Source organism: Bergeriella denitrificans NBRC 102155, from assembly GCF_001592185.1.
Lineage (GTDB): Bacteria > Pseudomonadota > Gammaproteobacteria > Burkholderiales > Neisseriaceae > Neisseria > Neisseria denitrificans.
Window position 1 is genome coordinate 1 of sequence record NZ_BCWL01000040.1, and the last position, 12,417, is coordinate 12,417.

General features: G+C 55.1%; 12 protein-coding genes. 8 read left to right on the forward strand and 4 right to left on the reverse strand.

Translation table 11 applies throughout. The features are described from left to right. Positions 1-2: 2 nt before the first annotated feature. On the reverse strand, positions 3-1,106 hold the full coding sequence (gene dnaN / locus BDE01S_RS03980; RefSeq protein ID WP_066077676.1) for a DNA polymerase III subunit beta: 1,104 nt from the start codon (positions 1,104-1,106) through the stop codon (positions 3-5). Positions 1,107-1,219: 113 nt separating this feature from the next. Beyond that, on the reverse strand, positions 1,220-2,779 hold the full coding sequence (gene dnaA, locus BDE01S_RS03985) for a chromosomal replication initiator protein DnaA (RefSeq protein WP_066077678.1): 1,560 nt from the start codon (positions 2,777-2,779) through the stop codon (positions 1,220-1,222). Positions 2,780-3,298: 519 nt separating this feature from the next. Here dnaA and rpmH point away from each other — a divergent pair. The 4 genes from rpmH to yidC all read left to right on the forward strand — a co-directional run bounded on the left by rpmH (position 3,299) and on the right by yidC (position 5,863). Next, on the forward strand, positions 3,299-3,433 hold the full coding sequence (rpmH, locus tag BDE01S_RS03990; protein WP_002214728.1) for a 50S ribosomal protein L34: 135 nt from the start codon (positions 3,299-3,301) through the stop codon (positions 3,431-3,433). Position 3,434: 1 nt separating this feature from the next. Then, positions 3,435-3,773 (forward strand): ribonuclease P protein component, encoded by a 339-nt coding sequence (gene rnpA, locus BDE01S_RS03995; protein WP_066077680.1) that lies wholly within the window; start codon positions 3,435-3,437, stop codon positions 3,771-3,773. After that, entirely contained in the window at positions 3,773-3,994 is a 222-nt protein-coding gene (gene yidD / locus BDE01S_RS04000; RefSeq protein ID WP_066077683.1) for a membrane protein insertion efficiency factor YidD, read from the forward strand. Before rnpA ends, yidD begins: the two co-directional genes overlap by 1 nt. Before the next feature lie 225 nt (positions 3,995-4,219). Beyond that, positions 4,220-5,863: a membrane protein insertase YidC gene (gene yidC, locus BDE01S_RS04005; protein WP_066077696.1), complete on the forward strand. Its 1,644-nt coding sequence runs from the start codon at positions 4,220-4,222 to the stop codon at positions 5,861-5,863. A gap of 97 nt (positions 5,864-5,960) precedes the next feature. Here yidC and BDE01S_RS04010 read toward each other — a convergent pair whose 3' ends face one another. Then, positions 5,961-6,398, reverse strand: a complete 438-nt coding sequence (locus BDE01S_RS04010) for a TIGR01244 family sulfur transferase (RefSeq protein WP_066077685.1) — start codon at positions 6,396-6,398, stop codon at positions 5,961-5,963. Between the two features lie 101 nt (positions 6,399-6,499). After that, entirely contained in the window at positions 6,500-8,257 is a 1,758-nt protein-coding gene (locus tag BDE01S_RS04015; RefSeq protein ID WP_066077688.1) for a M61 family metallopeptidase, read from the reverse strand. 330 nt (positions 8,258-8,587) lie between these two features. Here BDE01S_RS04015 and ccoN point away from each other — a divergent pair, with 330 nt between their 5' ends. Genes ccoN through ccoP form a run of 4 tightly spaced genes read left to right on the forward strand, consistent with a single transcriptional unit; the run spans position 8,588 to position 12,261 of the window. Next, entirely contained in the window at positions 8,588-10,021 is a 1,434-nt protein-coding gene (ccoN, locus tag BDE01S_RS04020; protein WP_066077691.1) for a cytochrome-c oxidase, cbb3-type subunit I, read from the forward strand. A 22-nt stretch (positions 10,022-10,043) separates the two neighbouring features. Continuing rightward, complete coding sequence (gene ccoO, locus BDE01S_RS04025) at positions 10,044-10,655, forward strand: cytochrome-c oxidase, cbb3-type subunit II (protein ID WP_066077692.1); 612 nt, start codon at positions 10,044-10,046, stop codon at positions 10,653-10,655. A 4-nt stretch (positions 10,656-10,659) separates the two neighbouring features. Next, complete coding sequence (locus BDE01S_RS04030) at positions 10,660-10,821, forward strand: cbb3-type cytochrome oxidase subunit 3 (RefSeq protein ID WP_066077694.1); 162 nt, start codon at positions 10,660-10,662, stop codon at positions 10,819-10,821. A gap of 30 nt (positions 10,822-10,851) precedes the next feature. After that, on the forward strand, positions 10,852-12,261 hold the full coding sequence (gene ccoP / locus BDE01S_RS04035; RefSeq protein ID WP_082790413.1) for a cytochrome-c oxidase, cbb3-type subunit III: 1,410 nt from the start codon (positions 10,852-10,854) through the stop codon (positions 12,259-12,261). Positions 12,262-12,417: the final 156 nt, after the last annotated feature.

Genomic DNA, 12,417 nt, shown 5'->3' on the forward strand with positions numbered 1-12,417 from the left:
GCTTAAATCCGCATCGGCATCACAATATACTTGAAGTTCGGATTATTCGGCACGGTAAACAAAGTCGAGCGGTTAGCATCGCCGAAAGCCAGCTGCATATCGTCCGAATGGATATTACGCAACACATCCATCAGATAGCCGATATTGAAACCGACTTCCAGCTCACCGCCCTGGTAGGCGATTTCCAGCTCTTCGCGCGCTTCTTCCTGCTCATTATTCGAGCAGACCACGCTCAACAAACCCGGTTGCAAAAACAATCTTGCGCCACGGAATTTTTCGTTGGCCAAAATCGCCGCACGCTCCAGCGCACCCAGCAAGGCCGTGCGCGATACCAGGAAGATTTTATCGTTGTCCAACGGAATCACGCGGTTGAAATCGGGGAATTTTCCGTCGATGACTTTGCTGACGATAACGGTATCGTTGCAGCGGAAGCGCACTTGGTTGTTCAACAATTCCACGGTGATTTCCTCACCGGGATGGTTGAGCAGTTTAAACAGCTCCAACACGGTTTTGCGCGGCAGAATCACTTCGGCCTTAGGCAGATCGGCTTCGATTTCGCTGGCGGCATAAGCCAAGCGGTGGCCGTCGGTCGCAACCAGGCGGAGCTGGCTGCCCTCCACCTGCATCAATAAGCCGTTGAGGTAATAGCGGATGTCTTGAACGGCCATGCTGTATTGCACTTGCGACAGCATGTTTTTAAAATTTTCCTGCTTGAGCGAGAATGCCACGCTCACGTCCTCGCCCACGCTCATCAGCGGAAAGTCCTCGGCCGGCAGGGTTTGCAGGGCGAAGCGGGATTTCCCGGCCTTGAGCGTCAAGCGGTTGTCCGCCCAATCCAAAGAAACGATGGCACTCTCAGGCAGGGCGCGCAGAATATCTTGGAGCTTCTTGGCATTGGTGGTAATGCGGAAATCACCGGCAGAGGCTTGCGGGCCGGCGGTATTGATTTGGATTTCCAAGTCGGTTGCCAAAATATTGGTTTGGCCGCCGCTGCTTTCGAGCAGGACGTTGGACAGAATCGGCAGGGTGTGGCGTCGCTCGACAATGCCGGTTACGGCTTGCAGCGGCTTGAGCAGGCTGTCGCGGTCGGCTTGTAAAATCAACATGGTTTATTCCTTATGATTGGGTTGAATCGGGAATGTCGGGTATTTTTCAGACGGCCGGAGCACACGCACAGGCCGTCTGAAAACGGCGCAGGCAGGCAATCGCGCCCGCCGCGTCAGTTTTGAATCAAAATCAGCAGTTTTTCATAATCCTGCGCCAATTCGGGATCTTCCTCACGCAGCTTGGCCACGGCTTTGACGCCGTGCATCACCGTAGTATGGTCGCGGTCGCCGAACGCCGCGCCGATGGCGGGCAGGCTCAGATTGGTCAGTTCTTTAGTCAGGCTCATGGCTACTTGGCGCGGGCGCGCGATGTTGCGGGTGCGCTTTTTGCCGACAATTTCGGCGGGCTTGATGCGGTAATGCTTGGCCGTTTCAAAAATAATCATATCGGCGGTGATGACTTTGTGTTTCACCGCAATAATATCCTGCAGCGACTCGCGCGCCAAATCAATATCAATCGGCTTATTCATAAAGCGGCTGCTGGCGCTGACGCGGTTGAACGCGCCTTCCAGCTCACGCACGTTGGAGCGGATTAAATTGGCAATGAAAAACGCCGCTTCTTCGCTGATGCTGACGCCTGCGGATTCGGCTTTTTTCTGCAAAATCGCCACACGCATCTCCAACTCCGGCGGCTCGAGTTCCAGCGTCAAACCCCAGGAAAAGCGGGATTTAAGGCGGTCGTCCATATCCTCGATTTTGGCAGGCAGCACATCGCAGGTTAAGATTAACTGTTTCTTTTCATTATGGAAATGGTTATACAGATAGAAGAATTCTTCCATCGTGCGGTCTTTGCCTTTGATAAACTGAATGTCATCGATAATCAGCAAATCGTATTGCTTGTATTGCTGCTTAAAGGCATCAAACGCATTATTACGCGCGGCCACCATCAGGCTGCGTACATAATCGTCGGAGTGCATATAGCGCACTTTGGCATCGGGCTTATTTTTCAGTAGCTCATTGCCGATGGCCTGCACCAAGTGGGTTTTACCCAAGCCCGTGCTGCCGTACAGGAAAAACGGATTGTAGTTCTGCCCCGGATTTTCCGCGATGGCCTGCGCGGCGGCGGCGGCCAAGCGGTTGCCCTTACCGGCCACCAGCGTGTCAAAAGTATAGTCCGACGACAAATTGCTCTGCTGATAGCGCGCTTCTTCCGCCTCCTGCAGCGCAACGGCCTTGGCTTTGGCAACAGGAGCGGCGGCTTGCGGCGCGGCGGCAGCCTGAACGCTTTGCGGCCCCTGCTGCAGGTTTTTCAAACGCTCGGCCAAAATCTCCTGCGCGCTTTTTTTCTGCGCGGACGCCTGCGCCGGCAATTCGGCAGGTTCATCAAGTACGGGTTGCGCCGCAACCGCCGCTTCAACCTCAAGCTGCGGATTTTCAGACGGCATGTCAGCCGGTTTGACCCCGCCCGCTGCCGCCATCACATAACTCTGCCCTTCGCCCGGCTTAAACACAAACACCGGCCGCTGCGGCGCCAATTCCACGCGCACCGCCTCGATTTCGGCGGCAAAACGGCTTTTGAGCATATTGCAGGCAAACTGGTTTTTGCCGTACACCACCCACACACCGCCCTCTTCGCCCACGGTCAGCGGCGCAATCCATTGACGGAACTGCTGCTCGGGGAGGGAATCGTGAAGTTTGCGGAGGCACAGCGGCCAGAATTCTGCTAGCGTCATATCAAGCTCGGGCGGAAAATACTCGGAACAACAGCACAGGCCGTCTGAAAAACCGGCACACATCCGGACGAAGCGGTGTTTTCAGACGGCCTGCAGTATATGCGATATGGTTTTATACCATTTTTTATAGTCATTTAAAATTAAAATAAAAACATAAAGCCGCGACGCCCGCCTTGTCATCATTCATCCGGGCGGCCAAGGGCTTTCTGCCTTGTTTCATTTTTTATTCAACCATATTCTTGAAATACACAATCTACCTGCGTAAAGACAAAATCGGTATGATTGCCGCGATTATAACCGATTTTTATCCACAGGGCAGCCGTAGGCGGCGATTTTTTCCACAAGCACCGCACCGCCCACCTGCTCCGCAAGTCCGCCGCCCGACGCCGCGCCACTATGCCGAAAATCCGACACCTGCGGCCGATTTTTGGCGCAAGCCTTTTATATTGATTGACAAAAGCGGCAAATTAGAGTGTAATTCACAGTTTAATTCTTCTACCGATTTTTTTAGGAAAAGACATGAAACGCACTTATCAACCTTCCGTTACAAAACGCAAACGCACCCACGGCTTCCTGGTGCGCTCCAAAACCCGCGGCGGCCGCGCCGTATTGGCCGCACGCCGTGCCAAAGGCCGCAAACGCCTGGCCGTGTAAATTGGATTACGGCTTCAGCAAGCAGTACCGCTTATTAAAAACGGATGATTATTCATCCGTTTTTGCGTATAAAAACCGCAAAAGCCGCGATTTACTGCAAGTCTTCCGGTCCAGCGACAACGGCTTGGGGCATCCGCGCCTGGGCTTGGTGGTCAGCAAAAAAACCGCCAAGCGCGCCAACCGCCGCAATTATATGAAACGCGTCATCCGCGACTGGTTCCGCCGCCACAAAGACACCCTGCCCCCGCATGACTTCGTGGTGCGAGTAAGCCGCGCCTTTACCCGCGAAACCGCAGAGCAGGCACGCGCGCAACTCGCGCAGCTGATGGAAAAACGCTGATGGCCTCCCTGCCCGCTAAACTCATGCTGCTGCTGGTGCGCTTTTACCAATACGCCGTCAGCCCCTTAATCCCGCCGCGCTGCCGCTATACGCCGACCTGCTCCCAATATGCGGTGGAAGCGTTGAAAAAATACGGCGCACTCAAAGGCGGCCTACTGGCAGCCAAGCGCATCGCCCGCTGCCACCCCTGGGGCGGAAGCGGCCATGACCCCGTGCCCTAGCCGCAACGTTTGCCCGTCACTCCTCATCTGCATGACCCGCCCCGGCACTTTCCCGAACCGTTTTCAGACGGCCTGCTGCTTTTTTCCTGTTTTTTCCCTGCTTTTTCTATATAATGCCGTCTGAAGCAGTATCTTACCCATCTTTACATAGCCCGGAACCGCCCGCCCCGCTGCGGACAGCTCCGGCACATTCCCGATTTTTTGCCCGATTTTTTGGAAGTTGTTATGGATTTTAAAAGACTTATGGCATTTTTTGCCATTGCCTTGGCGATTTTGATGGGCTGGGAGCAGCTGTTCCCGTCCCCGAAACCGACCCCGGCGCAACAGCAGGCCGCGCAGCAGCAACAGGTTGCCGCTGCCGCCCAAACCGAAGCCCCGCTGGCGGCTGCCGCACCGATTACGGTGACCACCGATACGGTTAAAGCCGTTATCGACGAGAAAAGCGGCGATTTGCGCCAGCTGACCCTGTTGAAATACGAAGCCAACGGCGATGAGCAAAAACCGTTTGTCCTGTTCAACGACAGCAAAGCCTATACCTACGTTGCCCAATCCGAGCTGCTGGACGCGCAAGGCCACAACATCCTGAAAGGCATCAGCTTCACCGCGCCGCAAAAGCAGTACACCCTGCAGGGCGACACGCTCGAAGTGCGCCTGTCCGCGCCTGAAACCAACGGCCTGAAAATCGACAAAGTCTATACTTTCACCAAAGACAGCTACCTGATTAACGTGCGCTTCGACGTGACCAACAGCAGCGGCCACCCCGTCAACCTGAACGCCAACTATAATGTCGTGCGCGACGGCAGCGAGCCGGAAGGCCAAGGCTACTTCACCCACTCTTATGTCGGCCCCGTGGTGTACACCCCCGAAGGCGACTTCCAAAAAGTCGAATTCTCCGATCTGGACGACGATGCCAAATCCGGCAAAGACGAAGCCGAATACGTCCGCCGCACCCAAAGCGGCTGGCTGGGCATGATCGAGCATCACTTTATGGCGACATGGATTTTGCAACCTAAAGACCAAGCCAGCGTATGCGCGGCCGGCGAATGCAAAATCGACATCAAACGCCGCAGCGACAATCTGTACAGCGCCAGCGTGAGCGTGCCTTTGACCGCCGTACCCGCAGGCGGCAGCAGTGCTATCGCCGCCAACCTGTATGCCGGCCCGCAAACCACCAGCGTGATTGCCGGTATCGCCGACAATCTGCAACTGGCGAAAGACTACGGCAAAGTACACTGGTTCGCATCGCCGCTCTTCTGGCTGCTGAACAAGCTGCACGATGTCATCGGCAACTGGGGCTGGGCGATTGTGGCACTGACCGTTATCGTGAAAGCCGTGCTCTATCCGCTGACCAACGCTTCTTACCGCTCGATGGCCAAAATGCGCGCCGTTGCGCCCAAGCTGCAAGCCATCAAAGAGAAATACGGCGACGACCGCATGGCGCAGCAGCAAGCCATGATGCAGATGTATAAAGACGAAAAAATCAACCCGCTCGGCGGCTGCCTGCCGATGCTGCTGCAAATCCCCGTCTTCATCGGTTTGTATTGGGCGCTGTTTGCCTCCGTTGAGTTGCGCCAAGCGCCGTGGCTGGGCTGGATTCACGACCTGAGCCGCCCCGATCCCTACTACATCCTGCCGCTGATTATGGCCGCGACCATGTTCATCCAAACCTATCTGAACCCGCCGCCGACCGACCCGATGCAGGCGAAAATGATGAAGATTATGCCGCTGATTTTCTCGGTCATGTTCTTCTTCTTCCCCGCTGGCTTGGTACTCTACTGGGTGGTCAACAACCTGCTGACCATCGCCCAACAGTGGTACATCAATAAGAGCATCGAGAAACAGCGCGCCCAAGGCGAAGTGGTTTCTTAAAAAGCCGGATCGTTTCCCGCTTTAAAAAAAGGCCGTCTGAAAATGCCCATTTTCAGACGGCCTTTTTACATCAGGCATATCCAACCCAAACGCCCGCTTACAGCCCCTGCTCTGCCGCGTGCTGCAAACGGCTGTCGAAATTATCCAAATTCACACCCGCCTGTGCTGCTGCGGCTTTGGCAGCGGCAACATCCATGCCGTGCTGCACTTGGTGGTATGCCCAAAGCAGCGAGCAGCGCGTGCCGGTGCGGCAGTATGCCAAAACGGGTTGCGCGGCTTGAGCCGTCAATGCCTGAAAGCGGGCAACATCTTCCGCCGTAATCGACGGGGCAACCACGGGCTGGTGGTGAAATTCGGCAATACCCGCCTGCGCCAGCCAGGCTTGCACTTCGGCGACTGCGGGCTGCCCCTCTTCCTCTCCGTCGGGGCGGTTGCAGACGACCGAGCGGATGCCGAGCGCAGCGGCCTGCTGCGCGTCGCTTTCATGCAGTTGTGGGGAAATGTACAGATTTTCGCTGATTTTTAAAATCGCCATGATGTTTCCTTCATCACAAAATAGTTTCAATCATTTAAACGGCACGGAACAATGCCGTATCCGACACGCCCCAAAAGGCCGTCTGAAAACCGAAGCAGATTTTACCGCCCGAACAGCCATTGCTCCAGCAGCGCGGCATCGCGGATGCCGAGCAACGCGGTATCGGCTTCTGCGGCTTGAACCACAGCCTGCGTTTCATGCAGCACGCCGGCGCGGAAGAAATGCAGGCTGGCACGGCTGCCGACGGACAGCGCCGCCCATTGCGCGGCCAAATCGCGGCAGGCGTAGCCGTTGACGGCAATGATTTTATCCTGCGGACACAAAGCGGCCTGCTCTGCGCTGCCGTCGCTCAACACATGGGTCAGCAGCGCGCCGTCGGCATTTTGTCGGAAACGTGCGCCGAAATCGGGTATAGGCTGCGCGGGCACGGTATCGGTTTCTTTAATAAAGCCGCCGCCGTGGCTGCGCGGCAGAGCGTGCCAACCCAAGTCCACACCGACACTGCTCAGGCATTCGACCAGCGGCAACTCTTCGGTGCTGTATAAGGCCGTCTGAAAAAATGCCTGTAAATCCAGCCCGGTGATTTCCTGACAACGCGCCTGCCACTGCTGCTCGGGAATGCCGCGCTTCGTGTCCAGCCAATCGCGGTAATGCTGCTGCATCACGCCGTCCAACGACCATGCGCCGCCGCTTTTACTGCGAATCAGCAAATCGAGACAGAGCGCTGCCAATGCGCCTTTTTGGTAATAGCTGACAATGGCGTTGGGGCTGTTTTCGTCCTGCTTGTAAAACTTGTGCCACGCGCTGAAGCTGGATTCGGCCAGCGTCTGTTTCAGACGGCCTTTGGTCTGCTGCACGCGCGTGATGCCCTGCGCCAGCAGATGCAGATAGGCTTCGGGCGAAATCACGCCGCTGCGCACCAGCAGCAAATCGTCATAATACGATGTAATGCCTTCAAACGCCCACAGCTGCTCGGTATAGTTTTCGCGGCTTAAATCATAAGGCGCAAACGCTTCCGGCTTAATGGATTTCACGTTCCAAGCGTGGAAATATTCATGGCTGAACAAACCCAGCAGCTGGGTATATTCGGGATTGGCCGTGCCCATGCCGTAAGGCGGCAGGCTGCCCCGATCGGCCAGCAGCGCGGTGCTGCTGATGTGTTCCAGGCCGCCGTAGAGATTGTCGCCGACGTGCAACAGGAAGCAATACGCGTCAAACGGCGCCGGCTCGGGGAACATCGCCAGCTCGGTTTCGCAGATTTTCCGGATATCCGCCACCAGCCGGTCGCGGTCGAAATCGGGATAAATGCCACTCAAGGCGATGCGGTGCGGCCGCCCTGCCGCTTCAAAATCCAAAAACTCAATCCGCCCCAGTTCAAACGGATGATCGATGCATGCCATATAAGAGGCCGTCTGAAAAACGCCCTGCCCGACCGATGGCATGGAAGTCGCCGTCTGCCAATGCGGCGGCAACTGCGCCAACTCGACCCGATGCGGCACGTTTTCCGCGCCCGCCAAACGTAAAAACAGACAAGCGCCGTCGAAAAAGCCGCGCTCGGTGCTCAAAAATGCGCCGCGTACCGACAAATCGAACGCGTAAACGGTGTAGCAAATTTGCCACTCTCCCGCACGCCCTTCCGCCTGCCACAGGCTCTTGTTCTGCTGCTGCAAAACCTGCTCTTCGCCGTCGCAAAAAGCCCGGATGGCGGTAATATGGCGCGAAAAATCCCGAATCAGATAGCTGCCCGGCACCCAGTCGGGCAGGCTGAGCATCACCGGCAAAGAGTTGTTTTGTTTGAAACTTAAGCTGACCTGCCATTGGTGTTTTTTGGGGTCGGGCGCGACTTTATAATTAAGCATTTCTATCATATCGTTTGTTAAATTTTATAGTTATCCATTCAGCAAAAGCGAATATTTAATTTACATCAAAAAGATTTCCAAAAAAGGGGACTTGAAAAATGCGAACCAGTAAAATACAAGCTCCTGGAAATCAGCAAGTTGATTTTAATGGTTTTTTATAAAAACCGCCACGCGCGACAACCCTGAGCGCGAATGTAATACCGCTTGGCGCATTTTTATAAATATGTTAAATTGAGAAAAATTTAGACTTCGGCCTAACCGTTTGTCATCAAAGGGTAATGCCGCAGAATATAAAAATTTTTTATTCCCATAATTTATGGAGACTCTCCCATGGACACACAAACTTATAACTACAAAGTGGTGCGCCAGTTCGCCATCATGACTGTAGTTTGGGGGATTGTGGGCATGTTGGTCGGCGTGATTGTCGCCGCCCAATTATACGCACCTTCTCTCAATTTATCCGAAATCGGCCCTTGGTTCCACTTCGGCCGTCTGCGTCCGCTGCACACCAATGCGGTGATTTTCGCATTCGGCGGCTGCGGCCTTTTTGCCACTTCCTACTATGTGGTACAGCGCACCTGTAACACCCGTCTGTTCTGCGGCCCGCTCGCCGCATTCACATTCTGGGGTTGGCAGGCTGTCATCGTTTTGGCCGCCATTACCCTGCCTATGGGTTACACCCAGGGTAAAGAGTATGCCGAGCTGGAATGGCCGATCGACATCCTGATTACTTTGGTATGGGTTGCCTACGCCATCGTATTCTTCGGCACCATCGCCAAACGCAAAGTGAAGCACATCTACGTGGCCAACTGGTTCTATGGTGCATTCATCCTGGCCGTGGCCCTGCTGCACATCGTTAACAACATCAGCATCCCCGCAAGCTTCATGAAGTCTTACTCCGTGTACTCCGGCGCGATTGACGCTATGGTACAGTGGTGGTACGGCCACAACGCCGTGGGCTTCTTCCTGACCGCAGGCTTCTTGGGCATGATGTACTACTTCGTGCCGAAACAAGCCGGCCGTCCGGTTTACTCTTACCGCTTGTCTGTGGTGCACTTCTGGGCGCTGATTTTCACCTATATGTGGGCCGGCCCGCACCACCTGCACTACACCGCCCTGCCCGACTGGACCCAATCTCTGGGTATGATTCTGTCGCTGATTCTGTTCGCACCGTCTTGGGGCGGCATGATTAACGGTATCATGACCCTGTCCGGCGCTTGGGACAAGCTGCGTACCGACCCGATTTTGAAATTCCTGATTGTTTCATTGTCTTTCTACGGTATGTCCACTTTCGAAGGCCCGATGATGTCCATCAAAACCGTCAACGCCTTGAGCCACTACACCGACTGGACTGTGGCACACGTACACGCCGGTGCTTTGGGCTGGGTAGGCTTTGTCACCATCGGTTCCGTTTACTACCTGATTCCGCGCCTGTTCGGCCGTGAGCAGATGTACAGCACCAAGCTGATTGAAGCGCACTTCTGGATTGCTACCATCGGCGTCGTACTCTACATCGCCGCCATGTGGATTGCCGGTGTGATGCAGGGTCTGATGTGGGGTTCTCTGAACGACGACGGTACCCTGACCTACTCCTTCGTAGAATCCGTAAAACGCACCATGCCTTACTACGCCATCCGCGTTGTCGGCGGCCTGCTGTACCTGAGCGGTATGTTCATCATGGCTTACAACGTTTACCGCACTGCGGTAAGTGGCAAAGCGGTTGATGCCGAGATTCCTGCGGTTTCTCAAACTGCACACCACTAAATAAGAAAGATAGGCTACCAAAATGAAATTACAACAATTAGCTGAAGAAAAAGTCGGCATTCTGATTGTATTTACCTTGCTCGTGGCCAGCGTGGGCTTGTTCATCGAAATCGTGCCGCTGTTTTTCACCAAAGCAGTGACCCAGCCCGCGCCCGGTGTTAAACCTTACACCGCCCTGCAGGTTGCCGGCCGCGACGTTTACGTCCGCGAAGGCTGCTACAACTGCCACTCGCAGATGATTCGTCCGTTCCGCGCCGAAACCGAGCGCTACGGCCACTACTCCGTAGCCGGCGAGTCTGTTTACGACCACCCGTTCCAATGGGGTTCCAAGCGTACCGGTCCTGATTTGGCCCGTGTAGGCGGCCGCTACTCCGACGAATGGCACCGCATCCACCTGATTAACCCGCGCGACGTCGTACCCGAGTCCAATATGCCCGCATTCCCGTGGCTGGCTCAAAACAAAGTCGATGTTGACGCGACAATCGGCAACATGAAGGCTCTGCGCGCCATCGGCACGCCTTACAGCGATGAAGAATTGGCAAAAGCACCTGAAGATTTGAAAAACAAATCCGAACTGGATGCCGTTATCGCCTATCTGCAAGGCTTGGGCTTAGCATTGAAAAACGTAAGGTAACATCATGGACGTAACCTGGACCCGCTCGCTCTTTACCCTGTGTGTCTTCATCAGCTTCATGCTTGTGTTGTACATCGTGTTCAACAAACGCAACAGGCAGAACTACGACGATGCCGCCAACAGCATTTTCGACCAAGAAGAGCGCAAGGATAAGGGCGGACAATAACCGGTTCGTCCGTGATACGGAGCATAAAGAATGAACACAACATCCCAATTTACCAGTAATTTCTGGAATATATACATTGCCGCCATCGTCTTGCTCAGCTTTATCGGCCTGGCTTGGTTACTGATTTCCCAAAACGTAGTCAAGCTGAAAAAAGGCGAAGAAGCCAAAACGACCGGACATGAGTGGGACGGCATTGCCGAGTACAACAACCCCCTGCCCCGCTGGTGGTTTTGGCTGTACGTCCTGACCTGGGTATTCGGCGCGGCCTACCTCGTACTCTACCCGGGCTTGGGCGACTTCAAAGGCGTATTGGGCTGGACCAGCCACAACCAATACGAAAAAGAAGTAGCCAAAGCAGAAGAGCAATACAAACCCCTGTATGCCAAATTTGCCAAAATGCCGATCGAGCAAGTGGCAAAAGACCCACAAGCACAGCAAATCGGTAAAAACCTGTTCGACACCTACTGTATCCAATGCCACGGCGCGGATGCCAAAGGTTCCAAAGGTTTCCCCAATCTGACCGACCACGACTGGTTGTGGGGCGGCTCGCCTGAACAGATTCAGGAAACCATCGAAAAAGGCCGTGTCGGCGTGATGGCTGCCTGGGGTCCGGCTTTGGGTGAAGAGCGCGTGAAAGACGTAGCCAACTACGTGATGTCGCTGTCCAAACCCAAAGACCAATACGACGAAAGCCGTGCTGAGCGCGGTAAAGCCCTGTTCCACGGCGCACCGGCCAACTGCTTTACCTGCCACGGCGACAAAGGCCAAGGCGTACAAGGCTTGGGCCCGAACCTGACCGACGACGTATGGTTGTGGGGCGGTACGCAAAAAGCGATTATCGAAACCATCACCAACGGCCGCCACGGCCAAATGCCGGCATGGGGCAACTTCCTGGACAAAGACAAGCTGCACATCATGACCGCTTATGTATGGGGTCTGTCTAACAACGACGGTAAAGCACCGGCGCCTGCCGCCAAAGCAGCAGCACCAGCAGCCGCCCCTGCCGAGCAAGCCTCTGCCCCGGCAGCAGCCGCTCCGGCTGAACAGGCTTCCGCACCTGCCGCTGCCGCCGCGCCTGCCGCACCCGCTGCAGATGCCGCCGATGTTGCCCTGGCCGACCACAACGGCCAACCGAAAGGCATCTTCTACTTTGCCACCGGCAAGAGCGATGTATCGGCCAATGCCGCAACCGTTTTGGCAGACCTGATTAAAGCCGGCAAAGACGGCAAACGCCTGGTAGTCAGCGGTTATACCGACAGCACCGGCAACGCCGCCGCCAATGCGGAACTGTCCAAAAAACGCGCGCAAGCCGTACAAGCCTTCTTTGAGGCGCAAGGCGTGAAAGCCGAAAACATCGAATTGCGTAAACCTGAAGACACCACCGCAGCCCAAGGCGACAACGCCGCAGGCCGCCGCGTAGAGGTCATCATCGAAGGTTAACACTTCGCCGCAACACAAAGCCGCTTCTTCGGAAGCGGCTTTTCTTTTATATAGTCGAATAACACAGAATGGGGCAAAACGAGCCGGCGCCGTAGCAGAATTTAAGTTCTACGACTATATATTTATTGTTTTCAACAATATATGAATTTTCACAGA

Excerpts from the sequence above, each read along its gene's own strand:
- dnaN (WP_066077676.1), bottom strand. The coding sequence starts at position 1,106 with ATGTTGATTTTACAAGCCGACCGCGACAGCCTGCTCAAGCCGCTGCAA.
- dnaA (WP_066077678.1), bottom strand. The coding sequence starts at position 2,779 with ATGACGCTAGCAGAATTCTGGCCGCTGTGCCTCCGCAAACTTCACGAT.
- rpmH (WP_002214728.1), top strand. The coding sequence starts at position 3,299 with ATGAAACGCACTTATCAACCTTCCGTTACAAAACGCAAACGCACCCAC.
- yidD (WP_066077683.1), top strand. The coding sequence starts at position 3,773 with ATGGCCTCCCTGCCCGCTAAACTCATGCTGCTGCTGGTGCGCTTTTAC.
- yidC (WP_066077696.1), top strand. The coding sequence starts at position 4,220 with ATGGATTTTAAAAGACTTATGGCATTTTTTGCCATTGCCTTGGCGATT.
- BDE01S_RS04010 (WP_066077685.1), bottom strand. The coding sequence starts at position 6,398 with ATGGCGATTTTAAAAATCAGCGAAAATCTGTACATTTCCCCACAACTG.
- BDE01S_RS04015 (WP_066077688.1), bottom strand. The coding sequence starts at position 8,257 with ATGCTTAATTATAAAGTCGCGCCCGACCCCAAAAAACACCAATGGCAG.
- ccoN (WP_066077691.1), top strand. The coding sequence starts at position 8,588 with ATGGACACACAAACTTATAACTACAAAGTGGTGCGCCAGTTCGCCATC.
- ccoO (WP_066077692.1), top strand. The coding sequence starts at position 10,044 with ATGAAATTACAACAATTAGCTGAAGAAAAAGTCGGCATTCTGATTGTA.
- BDE01S_RS04030 (WP_066077694.1), top strand. The coding sequence starts at position 10,660 with ATGGACGTAACCTGGACCCGCTCGCTCTTTACCCTGTGTGTCTTCATC.
- ccoP (WP_082790413.1), top strand. The coding sequence starts at position 10,852 with ATGAACACAACATCCCAATTTACCAGTAATTTCTGGAATATATACATT.